Annotated in this window: 14 protein-coding genes; 6 read left to right on the forward strand and 8 right to left on the reverse strand. The window is 47.8% G+C overall.

The window, feature by feature from the left end; translation table 11 throughout:
* Positions 1 to 61: 61 nt before the first annotated feature.
* Entirely contained in the window at positions 62 to 1,225 is a 1,164-nt protein-coding gene (locus tag E5358_RS05000) for a carboxynorspermidine decarboxylase (RefSeq protein ID WP_135939159.1), read from the reverse strand.
* Between the two features lie 584 nt (positions 1,226 to 1,809).
* A complete protein-coding gene (gene udk, locus E5358_RS05005) occupies positions 1,810 to 2,427 on the reverse strand; it encodes a uridine kinase (protein ID WP_135939160.1) in 618 nt (205 codons plus the stop codon).
* A 240-nt stretch (positions 2,428 to 2,667) separates the two neighbouring features.
* Here udk and E5358_RS05010 point away from each other — a divergent pair, with 240 nt between their 5' ends.
* From E5358_RS05010 to E5358_RS05025, 4 genes are all read left to right on the forward strand, one after another.
* Positions 2,668 to 2,919, forward strand: a complete 252-nt coding sequence (locus E5358_RS05010; protein WP_135939161.1) for a type B 50S ribosomal protein L31 — start codon at positions 2,668 to 2,670, stop codon at positions 2,917 to 2,919.
* A 128-nt stretch (positions 2,920 to 3,047) separates the two neighbouring features.
* Positions 3,048 to 4,826, forward strand: coding sequence for a glycoside hydrolase family 25 protein (locus E5358_RS05015; protein ID WP_168354587.1), 1,779 nt, complete (start codon positions 3,048 to 3,050; stop codon positions 4,824 to 4,826).
* Positions 4,827 to 5,101: 275 nt separating this feature from the next.
* A complete protein-coding gene (locus E5358_RS05020; protein ID WP_135939207.1) occupies positions 5,102 to 5,740 on the forward strand; it encodes a glycoside hydrolase family 25 protein in 639 nt (212 codons plus the stop codon).
* Positions 5,741 to 5,764: 24 nt separating this feature from the next.
* Positions 5,765 to 6,940 carry a zinc ribbon domain-containing protein gene (locus E5358_RS05025; RefSeq protein ID WP_135939163.1) on the forward strand — a complete coding sequence of 392 codons (1,176 nt, stop codon included), beginning with the start codon at positions 5,765 to 5,767 and terminating at the stop codon, positions 6,938 to 6,940.
* Between the two features lie 82 nt (positions 6,941 to 7,022).
* Here E5358_RS05025 and E5358_RS15550 read toward each other — a convergent pair whose 3' ends face one another.
* The 6 genes from E5358_RS15550 to E5358_RS05055 form a co-directional block, all read right to left on the reverse strand.
* Positions 7,023 to 7,181: a type II toxin-antitoxin system YafQ family toxin gene (locus tag E5358_RS15550; protein WP_422121062.1), complete on the reverse strand. Its 159-nt coding sequence runs from the start codon at positions 7,179 to 7,181 to the stop codon at positions 7,023 to 7,025.
* 117 nt (positions 7,182 to 7,298) lie between these two features.
* Positions 7,299 to 7,502 carry a hypothetical protein gene (locus E5358_RS05035; protein WP_135939164.1) on the reverse strand — a complete coding sequence of 68 codons (204 nt, stop codon included), beginning with the start codon at positions 7,500 to 7,502 and terminating at the stop codon, positions 7,299 to 7,301.
* Between the two features lie 130 nt (positions 7,503 to 7,632).
* Positions 7,633 to 10,092 carry a TonB-dependent receptor gene (locus E5358_RS05040; RefSeq protein WP_135939165.1) on the reverse strand — a complete coding sequence of 820 codons (2,460 nt, stop codon included), beginning with the start codon at positions 10,090 to 10,092 and terminating at the stop codon, positions 7,633 to 7,635.
* Between the two features lie 428 nt (positions 10,093 to 10,520).
* The gene (locus E5358_RS05045) at positions 10,521 to 11,996 is read right to left on the reverse strand and encodes a hypothetical protein (protein WP_135939166.1); all 1,476 of its coding nucleotides are present in this window, start codon (positions 11,994 to 11,996) and stop codon (positions 10,521 to 10,523) included.
* A 7-nt stretch (positions 11,997 to 12,003) separates the two neighbouring features.
* Positions 12,004 to 13,122, reverse strand: coding sequence for an energy transducer TonB (locus E5358_RS05050; RefSeq protein WP_135939167.1), 1,119 nt, complete (start codon positions 13,120 to 13,122; stop codon positions 12,004 to 12,006).
* 6 nt (positions 13,123 to 13,128) lie between these two features.
* Entirely contained in the window at positions 13,129 to 14,535 is a 1,407-nt protein-coding gene (locus tag E5358_RS05055) for a hypothetical protein (RefSeq protein WP_135939168.1), read from the reverse strand.
* Positions 14,536 to 15,134: 599 nt separating this feature from the next.
* On the opposite strand from E5358_RS05055, the gene E5358_RS05060 reads away from it, so the two are divergent.
* Both E5358_RS05060 and E5358_RS05065 read left to right on the forward strand, forming a co-directional pair.
* Positions 15,135 to 17,210 (forward strand): M3 family metallopeptidase, encoded by a 2,076-nt coding sequence (locus E5358_RS05060; protein WP_135939169.1) that lies wholly within the window; start codon positions 15,135 to 15,137, stop codon positions 17,208 to 17,210.
* On the forward strand, positions 17,185 to 17,613 hold the full coding sequence (locus E5358_RS05065) for a deoxycytidylate deaminase (RefSeq protein ID WP_135939170.1): 429 nt from the start codon (positions 17,185 to 17,187) through the stop codon (positions 17,611 to 17,613). The genes E5358_RS05060 and E5358_RS05065 overlap by 26 nt, the downstream gene beginning before the upstream one ends.
* Positions 17,614 to 17,661: the final 48 nt, after the last annotated feature.

A 17,661-nucleotide genomic window follows, 5' to 3' on the forward strand; every position in this document is an offset into this window, starting at 1 on the left:
TATCCACACCCACACCAAATCTTGCAGAACCATGAAAAAAGGTGCGAAAAGCAAATGCCTTTCACACCCTTGACTTGAAATCTTCATAGGAGAAGCGTTTCCAAAGGCGGAGCGTTTCTCTTTTTTTTATGTATATGTCCGGCAGCGGCATACCGTTGAACGTGTTCGTCTTGACCATGGAATAGATAGCCATGTCGCCAAAAACGACCTCATCACCTTCGGTCAGTTCACACGCCATGTCATACGTTCCGATGACATCACCGCTGAGACACGTAGGTCCTCCGAAGCGGTACTTGCGGCATTCGGCATCCGAAGCGTCGGGAGCAGTGTAACGCTCGCCCTTGACTTTCTCCAAAGGCGGTGTGTAAGGCATCTCTATGACGTCAGGCATGTGGCAGGCGGCAGAGGTGTCAAGGATAACGTTCCGTACGCCATCGCCGCTTTTCGCCTGCACTTCAAGCACTTGGGAATGGAGCGTTCCGGCATTCAAAGCCACCGCTTCGCCCGGCTCAAGATAGACTTCAAGACCGTATTTCCCCTGCATGCTCCTGATGCAACGCTCAAGACGAGGTATTTCGTAGTCATCCCTTGTTATATGATGTCCGCCGCCAAAGTTTATCCAGCGCATGCCATGCAGATACTTTCCGAACTTTTCCTCCACGGCATCGAGTGTCTTTTCAAGGTCGTCGCTGTTCTGTTCGCAGAGTGTATGGAAATGAATGCCGTCAAGAAGCGACATCAACGGTGTGCCGGCGACCTCCCGTTCAAACACGGCGAGCGTCGTTCCGAGGCGCGAACCCGGAGCGCAAGGGTCATAAATGGCGTGTCCTTCCTGTGTGGAGCATTCCGGATTGATGCGCAAACCTACTTGCAGTCCGGCATCCTTCGCACGCTTGCCGTAAAGGCTCAGCTGCCGTGGCGAATTGAAGTCTATATGGTCGCATATTTCAAATATGCGTTCCATATCCTCCTCCTTGAATGCCGGCGAGAAGACATGGTTCTCTCCCCTGCCCTCTTCGTGCCACAGCTGCGCCTCAAAAATGCCGCTTGCCGTCGCACCCGCCAAATAATCCGCCACCAAAGGGTACAGCCCGTAACAGCTGAAGCACTTCTGTGCCAAAAGTATCTTGCATCCTGTCCTGTCCGTCACACCGCGCAGTACACGGAGATTCTGCTCCAAACGGTCGGTATCGATACAGAAATATGGTGTCCTTATCTTATCCATAAACAATTTATCCTTATTATAAAAATCATTCCGAGATGCCGCTCTGCAGAACGTGCCGACACCCCTCACAAAAGCATCCGTGACACAAGGAAAAAGCACCCGTCACAGGCAGGCAAACAAAGTGTAGCCTTTCACCATACGAAAGGTTACCTTTTACCTCCCAAAAGGTAACACTTTGCCGCACGAATCGTAACCTTTCGCCACGTCATCTGTAACAGCTTGAAAATCAATGTGTCATTATGGAAACAGTAGTTCTTGTTTTCTGTTCCATAAATTAAAGTCCATTCCAACGAACCGCATTAGCGGTTGAATAGAGTAGCCGTGGGTCGTACCCACGGATTTTTGCATGTATTTTTCTGTTACCGACCGATTTATCGGTCGAACAACCCCACAACACTCAACCCTATTCGACCGACAAATCGGTCGTTGTATAACGATTTCCTGCAATCCGTGGGGTGCGCCCCACGGCTACTTTCTTATCACCGCTAACGCGGTTCCATGCACAGGCTTTGCAAACCTAATGCACAGGCTATATCACAGTATAGCCACCGCTGATGCGGTTTTATATACAAGAACCTGTTTCCCTACTCTATCACTCCGCAAAGCCGCTCTATGTACTTGCATACAATGTCTATTCCCGGCGTGTTGCTCGCACCCTCAGGGATGATGACATTGGCGAAACGCTTCGTCGGCTCTATGAACTGTTCGTGCATAGGCTTAAGCACCTTGATGTAACGCTCCATGACCATTGTCACAGTGCGTCCTCGGTCGATGGTGTCACGCTGTATGTTGCGCAGCAGACGGATGTCCGCATCACAGTCGACATATATCTTCAGGTCCATCATGTCACGCAGACGCTTGTCGACAAGTGCCATGATTCCCTCGACGATAATCACCGGCTTCGGCTCCACATGTATGGTTTCCGGCAAGCGGTTGCTTATGAGATACGAATAAGTCGGCTGCTCTATGGCACGCCCAGCCTTAAGTTCATTGATTTGCTCTATGAGGAGCTCCCAGTCGAAAGCGTCAGGGTGGTCGAAATTTATCGCCTTACGCTCCTCGTCAGTAAGCCCGGTTGTGTCATTATAGTACGAGTCCTGCGGTATCACAGTGACATAGTTGGGAGGCAGAGCCTCAACGATTTTCTTCACGACAGAGGTTTTTCCGGAACCGGTACCTCCTGCTATTCCGATGATTGTCATTGTCTTGGGTTTTACGATGCCCACCAAGCACTGTGGCTTCCATAGGCAACAAAAGGTTATTTCAGTGAGCAAAATTAATAAATCTTTGCGAGAAACAGGCAAAAGAAGTGGCGTATTTATGTTAATATATGCTAATAACCGACTTGCTTTCAGCATTTCCTTTTTCTGTTTCAACTTTTCTTAGTACCTTTGCATCTGCTTTATGCAATAATCGTATAAACTAAACAAAAGAACAAAGAAATGAAAAAAGGTATTCACCCAGAGAACTACCGCCCTGTCGTATTCAAGGATATGTCTAACGGCGATATGTTCCTCACACGCTCTACAGCCAAGACTAACGACACAATCGAGTTCGAAGGCGAGACTTATCCGGTAGTGAAGGTCGAAATCTCAAGCACCTCTCACCCATTCTACACAGGCAAGAGCAAGCTTGTCGATACAGCAGGTCGTGTCGATCGCTTCATGAGCCGCTACGCAAAACTGAAGAAGTAAGGAGACCCACCATATTAATATATATGGTCGTTTGCCCTCCATGCAGTTGCAGATTCGTGGAGGTGCTACAACCAAAGCGAGACACTCAAGGTGAAAGCCTTGGATGTCTCGTTTTTTTTTTCATACACATGAGGTTACGGAAAAAACATATTCACATTGCCATTGCAGCGGTTATCGCAGTCGCTGCGGTTGTCTCACGCTTCTATTATGACTCCCCAACGCCACTTTCCGCGGTGACTTTGGAGGAACAGAAATACAGCCTTCTCACTGACGAGGATGGCTCAGACTCGCTGCATATCTTTGTTTTTCCCGGCAAAGACACACTCGTGGCGACAGCCCGGGACTCGCTTTTCCTGCGAAGGATAACAAGGGAGCGACCCGCTTCATGGGTCAACCGGCTGTGGCTGCCGTCATGCTTCGGACTTGTAGCATGCAAAACCGACAGTGCGGAGGAACGCCCTCTGACCGTCATACGCGAGGATTCCGTGCCGGCAATGCTACGCCGGGAGCTTGCGACACTCACCGCCTTGCAGCGGAACTACTGCAACCAGCTGTCGGAAATAGACTATTACATGCACTCTCACGACATGCAGGACGAGGGTTTTGATGTCGTCATACGCCACAGGGAAAGGATTCTGCACAGGCAGGACTCGGTCTCGGCACTCATGGCAAGCATACGCAAGTTGCAGAAAAGCAAAGTTTTCCGTGTTGAAGAAAAGGCTTCTTATTGCATTGTCAACGGAAAAGAGCGATTCAAGGCTAAGGAGCGATTCACCCTGCGCAAGGGCTACAAGGCATTCGGGGCTACAGATGACGCGCTGAGGCTCTTCGTCAGGCAGTTCCGCAGTGACGGTTTCCGTCCTGTCTATCTTGGAGCGGACAGCATAGGGTATGGAGACACGCCGTCAAAAGCCCTGTCAGTACCTGCCGACACAATAATCTGCCGCATGCAGCAGAAAGGGCAGAACCTTGTGGCGATACACTATAAAGGCGGCGGATACTACGAAGGGGAGTACAGTGACTCACTGAAAGCGCGCCATGGCTTCGGCATCGGCTTCGACAACCGTGTCCGCGCCGGCAAGTGGGAGAACGGAAAGTTCAAGGGCGAACAGCCGGTCTATTCCGCCAACCATGTCTACGGCATCGACATTTCGCGCTGGCAGCATGAACTGCCGGGCAGGAAAGGCTACCGCACTGTCATCAAGAAAGTCAGGAGAGGAAAGCAATGGCGCAGGATAAGAGTGCGCCGGAAGATTGTCTACCCTATACAATGGGACCGGCTGCGCATAACATCCCTTGGCACATTGTCAAAGAAAAAGGTCAACGGAACTGTCGATTTCCCGATTTCTTTCGTGTACATCAAAAGCACAGAAGGCATATCCATCCAAAACACCTATTACAGGAACGACTACGCACAGGCACGCAAGCATGGGTACAAAGTCGGCTCTTACCACTTTTTCTCCACGAAAAGCGGTGCGCAGGCACAGGCTGCTTACTTCATAAAGAACAGCCACTACAGCCATGGCGACCTCCCTCCCGTGCTTGACCTTGAACCGTTGGAAGCACAGATACGGGCGGTTGGAGGCGAGAAAGTGCTCCTTGCAAGGGCAAGGCTGTGGCTGGAGGCTGTGGAGAAGCAGTGGGGCGTGCGCCCTATCCTTTATGTCAGCCAGTCGTTCATAAACAAGCATCTCAACGAGACTGACACAAAGACTGATGCAAGGTATATAAAAAAGAACTACAACATCTGGATTGCACGCTACGGAGAGTACAAGCCTGACGTGCATCTTGTGTTCTGGCAGCTCAGTCCCGATGGCAGAGTGGCAGGCATAAAGACACCTGTGGACATCAACATCTTCAACGGCTATGCCACGGCATTCCACAAAACCTTTTCCGGACAAAAATAAAATAATTATTAATTTATTTTGTTTTTCGCCCGCGATATAGTAATTTTGCAAAGAGTATGAACACCATAATCCTGAAAAACATTGTATTTTACCTCGTCTGCACATTGATGTCGCTAACGGCAATGACTGTGCAGGCGCAGGATATCCCTGCCATAAAGGCTGTGCGCGACAGAGCCGCCAAAGTGGAGAAACTGCCGACAGGGCTTATACTCCCTGAAGGGTTTGATTATGACCTGCCGACAAGGAAGAGGGTAAAGAAGCCCATTGACCCAAACATGGCAGGCGTGGAATGCGAGGATACATGCAACCACATCCATGGCATTGACATAAGCCACTATCAAGGGCATGTGTTTTGGGAGACCATAGCGGAGAACTCCAACATGGCGTATGTCTATATCAAGGCAACCGAGGGTGGCGACCGCATAGACTCGAAATACGAGAACAACCTCAAGACGGCTCACAAGAACGGGCTGGCGGTAGGCTCTTACCATTTCTATCGCCCAAAGACACCACAGCAAAAACAGCTGAGAAACTTCACGACACAGTGCAGACCGCATGAACAAGACCTTGTGCCGATGATTGACATCGAGGTGACAAACGGCTTGCAGACACAGGCTTTCTGCGACTCTCTGTTCAAATTCCTTGACCTTGTCGAGAAGTATTACAAGCAGAAGCCTCTCCTCTACACCGGCGCAAACTTCTATGACAAATATCTGTTGGGGAAACTTGACGGCTACAAGGTCATGATTGCGCAGTACACTCAGCATGAACCGAAACTGAAAGACGACTTGGATTACACCCTTTGGCAATACACCGGCAAGGGACATATCAAAGGAATAAAAGGATATGTTGACAAATCGCGCTTCATGAGGAGGCACAAACTGAAGGAGATAAGGTACAAACACAAGAAATAAGAACAAACAATTAAGAAAAGAAACATGATTATAAAATGTCCCGAATGCGGACGGCAAGTGAGCGACAAAGCCCCGACATGTCCGTCCTGTGGTGTCGAAATAGCTGGAAAAGTGACACACTGCCACCATTGCGGACACCTTTATTTCACAGCTGACGGCATCTGCCCGAACTGCCATGCGCCAAAAGACGCGCCGAAAAACAATACAAACGCCGTTGCACCTAATGCTGGTACAGATGCGGCAAACACAGCTCCTGCAACAGTAACTTCCACCAACACAAACGCTGTACAACACGCCGAAACTCACGATTCCGGCACAAACGGCAGCAAAGAGCCCAATAAAGGCGGAAAGACTCTTGCCATCGCCTTTGTCTTTGCGACAGTAATCTGCCTGGGACTGTTCTATTTCTACAGCCGGGCACAGAGCACAAAGGAAGAGGAAGACTATGAGTTTGCCATGCGCTCCACAGACCCGGAAGTGCTGCAGAACTATCTCCTACGCTACAATGACGCACCGGAAGCGCACCGCGATTCCATAGAAGCGCACCTCATCGCTCTGCAAAAAGGGGACGAAGAATGGAACAACGCCATACTGAGCAACTCTCGCCAGAAACTGCAAGCCTACATTGACGCTCATCCAGAGTCCGTCCACAGGCAGGAGGCATTGGTCAGACTGGATTCTCTCGATTGGGTTGCAGCAAAGAAAAGCAACTCTGAGGACGAACTTAAAGAGTACACCGTGCAGCATCCTGACGGCAGATTCATTGACGAAGCTAATGTCATGCTGTCCAAAATCCTCAGCACCATGGTGCAATCTGACGAGAAAGAGATGGTCACCTCTCTCTTCCGCCAGTTCTTCCAAAGCATAAACTCAAAGGATGAGTCACGACTTACGGCAACAGTGGGTATGGTAATCGACTCATTCCTTGGCAAATCAAACGCCAATGCACAGGATGTGGTCACCTTCATGCGCAAAATCTACAAGGATGATGTTGACAACATGATATGGCGAATTGACCCGCAGTCGTACAAAATCGAGAAGCGCGAGATTGCAGAAAACGAATATGAGTACAGCGTTTCATTCTCCGCAACGCAGGATGTTGAGCGCAACGGCACTGTCACAAAGTCCGACTACCGCGTATCGGCAATGGTAAGCAACGACGGAAAAATATCAGGTTTCAACCTCACGAAACTTAATTAACCCAAATCCACATATACAACAACAAGAGGCTATGTTCATCTTTCATGACATAGCCTCTTGTTGTTTTGTAATAGTTTTTGCATTATTTGAAAATATCCGAATGAGTGCCGGTGCGCATAAGTATCAGCAACAGTTCAGTTTCTTTCTTATCCCAAACCAACAGCCAGTCCGGTGCTATGTGGCATTCCCATAACCCCTCGTATTGCCCATGAAGCCTATGGGGCTTATATTCTTTAGGCAACTCGCCCTTTTTCTTTTAGAATATTCAAGACCTCAGTTATAAGATTGGAATCATAACCACGTTTCAGGCACCGCTTCAAAGAACGTTTAAACTCACCTGTCACTTTCAAAGTGTATGTCATGGTTTACACTCATTAATCAGTTCATCAATACTATCGACAGTGTACAAATTACCAGACCTGACATCATCCAAAGCTCTGTCAAGCCCTGTCTTATGCAGTTTTTTCGCCTTAACCTCCACAACACCTTTTAGCATGCCTATTGCTGTCAGCAATTCATCAAGCATAGTCGTGTTTTCAACTTTTACTATCAATTCTGTCATAACTATTGATTTTATGTCACAAAGTTACAATATTCTTATGATATTTGCAAAACAATTCAAAAGAAATGTGTCCACATTCTGCAAAAGACTATGACGTTTCGTTCATCGGAGACACTAAAATCCGATATTTTCAGAACTCAATCTGCACCTTGGCATTAATCTGCCTGCCGGTCAGATAGTTAGGAACGGCATACTGATGGTTGGAGACATCCGTCACCCAATAGTAGGAATTGACATTGTTAATACCGAAAAGGTTCAGGCAGTCCACACCAAGCCAGATGTTGCGGAAAGCCTTCTTCTTGTCGCGCTTTCCCTTTCCGTCCTTCCGCTCATTGTCATACAGGCGGTAGCTCATGCCGATGTCCGCACGCTTGTATGCCGGAGCGCGGAAATTATTGTCCTCAACACCACGGTGAGGGGCGGCAAACGGGAGACCGTCGGCAAAGGCTAACTTCAACGCCATCTTAAGACGCTGCGTGCCGGGGAAATAATCCGTGAAGAAAAGGTTCACGGCATAACGCTGGTCGGTAGGCAGCGGAACTGACTTTCCATGCAGCTTCATGCCTGTGTTCATGACCGAGAACGACAACCAGGAGTCTGTTCCGGGCACAAACTCGCCATATAGCTTGAGGTCCAAGCCTGCGGTATGTCCCGACGCCTCATTAGTTCCATAGTACACAACCTTCACATTCGACACAGAGTAAGGCACAAGATTGGACAGCGCCTTATAGTAAAGCTCGGCAGAAAACCTATACCTCTTCTCCGAAACGCGGAAGCGCCTGTCATAGGCTGCTATCAGGTGAATGGAACGCTGCGACTTGATGTTCTCGTTAAGCAACGCCGTTGTCACACCGTCCACTGTCGATGTGTCACGCAGTTCCTTATAGAACGGCGCCTGATAGTACAGACCCGCGGCAAAGCGGTATGTCACATCATGGTTCTTTCCCGGCACAATGGAGAGCGACACACGGGGAGAGACAATGCTCTCCTTGTTGAACGACCAGTTGGCGAAGCGCACACCGTAGTTCAAAGTGTACAATGTCATGCGGTTCTCGTCACGCTCATTCTTCTCAGCGTCCCAACCTCCGGAAGTGAAACGGTAACTGTCCTGCATGAAAGCCTCTATACGCGTCGCGTCAAGGACATTGTTTGCCGAGAGCGTGTATATCATGTGAAGGTCATGACCCGTATGAGGGACAGAGTATCCCGATGAGTCGCGATACTCATATTCACGCGATTTCTCCTCTATATGCTCTTTTTTCAGAGTGAGCCCTGCAAGGAATTCATGCTTGCGCGACTTATGTTCAAGCATCAGTTTGGTACTCAGCACCCTTGCTTTGAGGTAATTCCTTGTATGCTCGAAATACGTTCCGACACCAAGATTCTCCGATGTCTCGGTCTGGTCAAGCCAGTATTGTCCCTGAATGTCATACGTTTCCTGCTCCTTGGTGGAGAAAGCAGAGCCCATAAGCGACAGCTTCGTCTTCTCCGTAAACTTGCGTGTGATGCCCAAAGTGCCAAAGAATGTGCGGAACAAGTCCTTCTCCTGACCGTCGAAATATATGCGCAGAGACTTCACATTGTCCTGAGTGCCGAAGGTTGTCTCACGGTTTTCAGGTGTGAAGTTGTAGTGGTTCTCTGAAATATTGCCCAAGAAACTGATGTCCCAACGCTTGTTCGGCGAGTAGACCATATACGTCTGATAGTCAAGGAAAGAAGGGTCGTACTCGCCCTTTGTGTCCATCTTGCCCAGCAGACTGCTTGTGCGCTTGTACCGCAAGCCATTGCTCCATGAGAATTTCTTTGTCGAAAAGCCCACGAACCCACTCGCACCGAGGAGCGATGCCATTACGTTTGCCTCGAATTTCTCAGGACGACGGTACTTTATGTCCAAGGCAGAGGACATCTTGTCGCCGTATTTCGCCTCATAACCGCCGGTGGAGAAGCCCACAGACTCCACCATGTCGGGATTGATGACCGACAGTCCCTCCTGCTGGCCGTTACGCACAAGGAAAGGACGGTAGACCTCCACATTATTTATATATACGGAATTCTCGTCAAAAGCGCCGCCACGTACATTGTACTGCGAGGACAATTCCGAATGGGTTGACACTCCTGCCTGTGTCTGAATCATGTCCTCCACGGCATTCCCCGTAATGGAAGCCGACCTCTGCACTGTCTTCAGGTCCTCTTTGTCAAGCATTTCCGTGGAGCCTGTCTGACGCCTTTTCTCCGTGACTACCACCTCTCCTATCCGGTTGTCGGCAAACATCTGCACCTGCAGGGTAAGTTTTCCCTTCGGACGGCGCAACACACGCGTCTTCGTCTTGTAGCCCACCATGGAGAAGCGCACCACCACGCTGTCAGCGGAAACACCACTGAGCGAGTAATTGCCCTTAAGATTCGTGAATGCCACCTTCATCTGCGGCAGTATGGTCACTGTCGCAAGCTCCAGTGGGTCTTGATTCTCGTCTGTGACCCTGCCCGAGAGTGTGAATGTGTTCCCTCCCTCAGGATGTGTCTGTGCCTCTGCCATGACAGAATGAAAACAGCAGACAATAGATATAATTATGTATATTATTCGTCTCATTACAGTAAAATAACGTACAAAAGTAGCATTTTATTGCTATCGGATAAGTTTATTATCACACAAGAATTCATTTTTCATCAAAAAGCAGAAATCGAACATATATATTTTGAATTCTACTGCCTTTTTAAGTTAAGTATTATTAATGTGCGCGTTAACAGCAAATTAAACAGTAAAAAAGCGCAAGAAAAATTTGCATAAATCAAGAAAATGCAATATCTTTGCAATCGTTATCCTGAAAACAATCTTTTTACCTTAAACTAGTACCTATTGAAGGTAAGAGCGATAGCCTGTGAAGGTAGTCGCTTTTTTCTTTTTAAACCACTCCGGCGAAAGGTAACCTTTCACCATGCAAAGGGTTACCTTTGACAACACAAAGTGTAACCTTTCACAATGCAAAAGGTTACACTTCATAAAAACAAAAAAGCGTATTATTTTGAAGAGGTTGTACGCCGTAGAAATGAATATTTTACCGATTGGGGAACTTCTATAAAGCCGGCCATACTCTCATCGCCTCCATACGTTTCCAAAACATCAGTCATGGTTATCGACTTGTCTGCCGGATTGTATTTCAGTTTTGCAGAATATTTCGCACCTGAGCACATCTCTTCCAAGTTGATTTTGATTGTATTTCCATCGATTTTGAAGTCTGTGATGTTGTAAGAGCCATTGCGGTTAGCTCCCAAGGTGTTGCTCATTCCCGAATACACAATGCCCCATTGTGGCTCTTCACCGCCGTCCGGCATGAACTTTTCATAGAGATTCAATACAATTGTACCACGGTATCTATACTTGTCGCCCTCTCCCATGTCTTCCGTCTTGCTAAAAGTCCACATTCCCACGAAAGGCTTTTCTTCAAGGTCCTTCTTTTCCTTCCCTGTTGCCTGAAGCTCTTCTTCTGAATAATAATCAATGGTTCGTGACATAGTGTTGAAATCTATGGAACTTGTCGGCTTGGGTTCCGAGCCCATTGTTATGGACACCCAATTACCTTGTCCATCATACCGGTATTCAAAAGTGTCAATACCATGGTGTACAGCCGTGGAAAGCAATGTCTCATCCGTAAGAGGAGCTTTGTCTGTAAAGAGGTAAAACTCCTTCTTTGCCACATCTCCTTGTTCATTGTAAGTGTACTCTGTCAGTCCGTAGAGCACAGATGCCCTATACCCTTTCACGCCGCGATACATGGTGCGGATAGCCTTCAACTGTCCGTCGGGTGCGTATTCCATCACGCTTTCGGCTTTGTCTGCCGAAAAATTCCCCGGCAGTGATGACCGTTTATGGGTCATCCGCCCGACAAGTATCATGTCGTCTCGTTGGATGAACTTGATATTAAGGTATGGTGTCAGGCCATTTGTCACTATGCTGTCGGGAACCAGGACATCCATACTGTCATGATAGCAGTACAGGCGTTCGCCATGCGATGATGAACGGCGGGCGAGCTTTCCTTTCTTGTAGCTATAAGAATGGCTGTTTGGACTTTGACCTCGGAAATTGCGCCCAAGAAGCGTCAACTCTCCGGCTTCATTATACTCTGCCTTTGCTCCTTCGCCGTATCTTCCTTGAGAGTCCATGCGAAATTGGTAGTCCGTCAGATTCCCTGCCGTATTAAAGGTGTAGGTCCATGAAAAAGTACTGACTTTCTCTCTGACTGACTTGACTTTTCCGCGCAATCCCATCTTTGCGAGGTCATTGGGATAGGTTACATAGTCAGGCAAATTCGACGGTTTTATCTCATAACCAGGGGTACTGCCGAACATTGCTGTCGGCATGCCATAATATAGTCCGATAGGTGGGAACACCTGTTCTACCTTTGTTTCATCAGAAGAAGAGCCTGTGCGTTGAGGAGCACAGGAAACCACGCTAAGGCTTAATGCCAATGCAATAAATTTGATATAATTCTTCATAGTAGCTTTACAATTTGAAATTTACAGGAACTGAATAATACGACCTTACAGCACGACCGTTTACCTTGCCCGGAGAAGACATCTTTCCTAATGCCTTTACTACTCTAACAGCTTCGCGGTCGAGACTGCAATCAACCGGCTTAACCACTTCCACATTAGTGATTGAACAATCTTTCTCAACGATAAATTTCACCACGACGTTCCCTTGAATGTTGCTTTCTGCTGCAACCAGCGGGTAACGAGTGTTCTTTAATATGCATGCAAGAAGAGCTGCCGGACCGCCGGGATAAGTGGGTTCTTGCTCTACCTGCGTGTATATCTGATTGTCGTCGACGGAAACAGAAGTACCGGTTTCATCACCTACCAGACGAGTTTCAAACCACATTGCACGTCTGCCTTCACTTGTATTGTATGCAAACATTACAGCATAAACGTTGTCTTCAATAGACTCTGCATGCTTAAGGATGTATTCGACATCCCTCAAAGTGAATTTTGAAAGGTCTATGTCGTAACCAAGCTTTCCGTTAAGGATGCCCGAATGATTTGACTCGGGATTGCGTTCAACAGTACAGGTGTACGGGAAAACGACATATCCTTCCTTGAGCATTCCGATATAGAAAGTATCTGCCCAACCTACATGCTCCTCCGTCCCACGTTCGAGAACTACAGTTATATTTCCCTCTGCATCAGGAACACAAACGACATAGGTGCACTCTTCCAAATCCTTAATTGTTACAGGCATAGCCTCTACTTCTTTAAGGCCATAAGACTGAGTGTATCCATTGAAAATTCCGGAAACATAAGTACTGAATTCCACTTCTATCATCAAACCATGCCCCTCGGATTTTACAGGCAAAACAGTTCCGGGAGTGATAACCATGCTGGTTCCGCCTTCATTAAGAGGTTTGGAAGACTGTCTGTGCCATTCGTATTCATCATACTCAGGCCCGGCAATGCAAATCAGAATGTCGGATTGCATATCGGAAGTTTTGAAAAGTTGTCCTTCCATTGTCGGTGTTACAAGTGCTTTCCACCTCGGCAGTGGAACGTTGAACGGTATACGCACTTGGGCAACGGCCGAAAGGAAACATGTTGTAGCCGTCAGTAGCAATAAGAGATGCTTCATGGTCTGTTACTTTTTAGTTACTGAGAATGGATAACTGTTTTCACCGTCAGCACTTGTCCATGTGCCATAATAGCCATTGCGAGTGAGAGTGCCTTCAAATTTTCCGGTCATGTTCATGCCTACATATTCTTCAAGGACAAGATGCTCATAGTCGTCAGTAAGTTGACCACGCAGTTGGATTGGCTGTTTCTTTTTGGTATAGAAATATTCGCCACTGTAATATGCACCTCCGTCTGTGGTAAGAGTCATCTCTATGGCATGTTTGCCATCGATTGTGCCTTTGTAATTATCAGTGTATTCATTACCTTCCGGCTCATCCTGGGTCTCTGCTTCCTCTATTGCGGTTGACGTTTCTTCCGTTTTGGGATACGTTGAGGCAGGTTCGTCATTATCTTCTGAGAACATCGTCTCTTCTGAAGGACGCACATCTTCAACATTATTCTTTCCGATTGTGTATGTCGCACCTTTATGTGTAATCGGTGAAATGCAAAACCATGAAGCAAGTCCAATGAGAACAATTGTGGCAAGGATTGAGCACAGAGTCATAATTGTACTGTTATCCGACCAACATTCGTCTTCATCAGCACCGGCAAGCGAACCATTGTTGATCTTGCACCAGCCGCTAATAAGGTAGCAGACCTGACAAATCCAGAAGACAATCGCCGCCAATGCCAAGAGAACAAATATCGCTATAGAGCCGCCAATCAGTGAAGCAATGGCATCCATTCCGTCACCGGCAAAACTACTTACGATATTGGAGAAATTGCTGATGGAACCCAAACCGATAAACAATGCTGTCAGGAATACTATGATGGGATAGAAGGCAAGGATGATTCCGAAGGTGTAAGAGACACGAAGATTTCCGGCTCCTCTCTGTGCCAGACTGTTCCAAGTTTCTTCAATGCCCAGGTGATTGAACGCCCCGCGGAACTTAAACAAGGAGATAAGGTTAAGCACCCAACCCACAAAGCGGAACAATAAGCCAAACATACCGAGGAAACTGCCGATAAACGTACATGCCATGCCGGCAAGTCCTATCCAGCAAGCTGAATAGAGGCTTCCTGTCAGCCAGCGTCCTTTTTCTGTCGATTGTGTATCCCGGAATTTGGAAAGTCCTAAGACATAGGCAACCCAGCCACCGATGGCCAGCACTTCAAATACACGGGTACAGAATGAAATCCTGCCATGTACTGCATAAAACTTAAAGAAACCTTCAGCATGAGATTGGTCTCCGAAAGAGGCGGCTACATCAGACAGGTTATCAAGATATCCTTTCGCAGTATCGATAATACTAAAGAAGAATCCACAAAAGGAAGCGGCGCAGCCGAAAACAGTCAGGGCGAGTACGCCCCAGAAAATCATGGAGGTTGAAGAGCGCCATGCCGCACTGTTAGATGACAATTGGTTCATCATTTTACATTTTTTGTTTGATTTACGTTGTTAATTGATAGACACAAAAAAGGCGTGTAACCGTTCATCGGCTTGTCTGACTCAAGGTTACCGCCAAGTGACCTGCACATATAACAAGCACAGAACGGCTCACGCCCATGGAGCGTGAACCTTCCATCTGCTTGTTCTCATATGTTGAATGTTTGGCGGTATTCAGAGTCAGAGAACAAGAGCGAAAGCTCTATTTTTTATGTAAAATGTATGAACTGGAAACGCTTTTCTGTTTTTCTACGGAACGCCACACTCATGGTGCAGCCTTTTCCTTTGTTGCGTTCATCGTTCTTTTATGTCTGTTTCTTCAGTAATAATTAAAGGGTGAATAATTTTGCTTATCAAGTGCAAATATACAAAATTTTAATGTAAATCAATCATTTTTATGTGTTTTTCTGCAAAGGAAAGATGATTTTTTGTGTTTCATGCTATCAACGATTGACTTTGGAAGCAAATTCATTTTATACAACATAGCACACATACAATAATAATGTAAGTTAAATGTAAACAGATAGTTTCCCTCGTCTCAATGATTTTTTGTATTTTTGCATATTAAAGTGCAACAAGGACTTATGCTTAACGATAAAAATCCATTACTCAGACATTACAACACCCCGCACGAGACTGCTCCGTTCGGGGAAATATCAATACAGGACTTCGAGGAGGCTATGCTCGAAGGCATACGCCGTGACAATGAAGACATCGACCTCATAGTGAACAATCCGGCGGAACCTACTTTCGACAACACCATAGTACGCGAGGATTCCGACAGGGAGAAGAGCTATTACTACGGACTTCTTGGTCGTGCAACAACGATTTTCTTCAACCTCATGTCGGCGGAAACGTCGGACGAGATTGACGCTTTGGCTGAAAAGATGCAGCCTATCCTCACGAAGCACAGCAATGATGTGAGCCTCAACAAGCAGCTTTTCGAGAGAATCAAGCGTGTGCATGACCGCTACGCTTGTGAGAACAATGACGGTCTGCGCCCTCTTTCTGCAGAAGAGCGGATGCTGCTTGACAAGAGTTATGACGGTTTCGTGCGCTCCGGTGCGCTCCTCAATGAAGAGGAAAAGGACAAACTGCGTGCCCTGAGCGAGGAGGCAAGCATGCTTGCACTGAAATTCTCACAGAACCTGCTGAAGGAGAACAAGGCTTATTCGCTGCACATCACTGACGAAGCACAGCTTGAAGGGTTGCCACAGACTGCCACAGATACTGCTGCACAGACTGCAAAGGAGCAGGAAAAGGAAGGTTGGGTGTTCACTCTCGACATGCCTTCCTACTCGCCTTTCATGACATATTCCACACAGCGCGAGCTTCGCCGTGAGATGTACATGGCGAGAAACAGTGTGTGCACCCACGATAATGACGAGAACAACCTCGAAATATGCAAACGCTTGGTCAATCTTCGCCGTGAGATTGCGCAGTTGCTTGGCTACGAGACTTATGCCGACTATGTGCTGAAACACCGCATGGCAACAAGCGTTGCGAATGTTTACAACCTTCTTGACAGTCTCATCGAGGCGTACAAACCGACAGCAGAGCAGGAGCGCAAAGAGCTGCGCGAGTTTGCCGGAATGGAATTGGAACCATGGGATGTGTCCTTCTATTCCCACAAACTGCAGCTGGAGCGTTACAATCTTGACTCGGAAATGCTGCGCCCGTACTTCAAACTGGAGAACGTCATCAACGGCATCTTCGGTCTTGCGACACGCCTTTACGGCATAACTTTCAAGGAGAATAACGACATTCCGGTCTATCATCCTGACGTCAAGGCATACGAAGTCTTTGATAAGGACGGCTCATATCTTGCTGTCTTCTACGCTGATTTCCACCCACGAAAGGGCAAACAGGGAGGCGCGTGGATGACAGAATACCAGGGTCAGTGGATTGACTGCAAAGGTGAAAATGTGCGTCCGCATGTCTCTGTCGTTATGAACCTTACGAAACCAACCGCAGAGAAGCCTGCATTGCTCACTCTTGGCGAGGTGGAGACCTTCCTGCATGAGTTCGGTCATTCGCTGCACGGCATGTTTGCCAACACGCGCTTTGAGTCGCTTTCCGGCACAAACGTATGGTGGGACTTTGTGGAACTCCCTTCACAGTTCATGGAGAACTTCTCCGTGGAGCGCGAGTTCCTGCGCACTTTCGCCTTCCATTACGAGACAGGCGAGGTCATTCCCGACGAGTTGATTGACCGTATCCTTAAGGCGCGCAACTACAACTGTGCCACGGCATGCCTGCGACAGGTAAGTTTCGGTCTGCTTGACATGGCGTATTACACAAAGAAGGATGAGTTTTCGGACGATATTGTTTCCTTTGAGAAGAAGGCATGGGAGAAGGCTATCCTTGGCAAACAGCGTAACGACACGTGCATGACGGTGCAGTTCTCGCACATCATGGCAGGAGGTTATGCCGCAGGCTATTACAGCTACAAATGGGCGGAAGTGCTTGACGCCGATGCTTTTGCCGTATTCCAAAAGGAAGGCATATTCAATCCTGAAACCGCACAACGCTTCCGCGACTGCATACTCTCAAAGGGTGGCACGGAGCATCCTATGGAATTGTACAAGCGTTTCAAAGGCTCAGAAGCAACAATCGACGCATTACTGGAAAGAAATGGAATCAAAACAACAGCTTCTTGACAAGCGCTACCTCCGCATGGCGGAGATATGGGCGGAGAACTCCTACTGCAAAAGGCGGCAGGTGGGATGCCTTGTCGTCAAGGACAAGCGCATAATCTCTGACGGCTACAATGGCACACCGTCTGGATTTGAGAATGTCTGCGAGGACGAGGATAACATCACAAAGCCGTATGTCCTGCACGCGGAGGCTAACGCCATAACGAAACTGGCTCGCTCCCATAACAACAGTGACGGAGCAACACTGTATGTGACAGACTCGCCCTGCATCGAATGCGCGAAACTAATCATACAGTCGGGCATCACACGCGTGGTGTTCACGCACCTGTACCGCATCACCGACGGTGTGGAACTGTTGCAGCGTGCCGGCATCGAGGTTGTGCATCTCACCATGGAGAAAAACTGACATCACCCCATTCTTCCGGCATTCCGCGGATGGAACGGCGAGAAAAAA

The sequence above is a fragment of the Palleniella muris genome, assembly GCF_004792655.1.
GTDB classification, from domain to species: Bacteria; Bacteroidota; Bacteroidia; order Bacteroidales; family Bacteroidaceae; genus Prevotella; species Prevotella muris_A.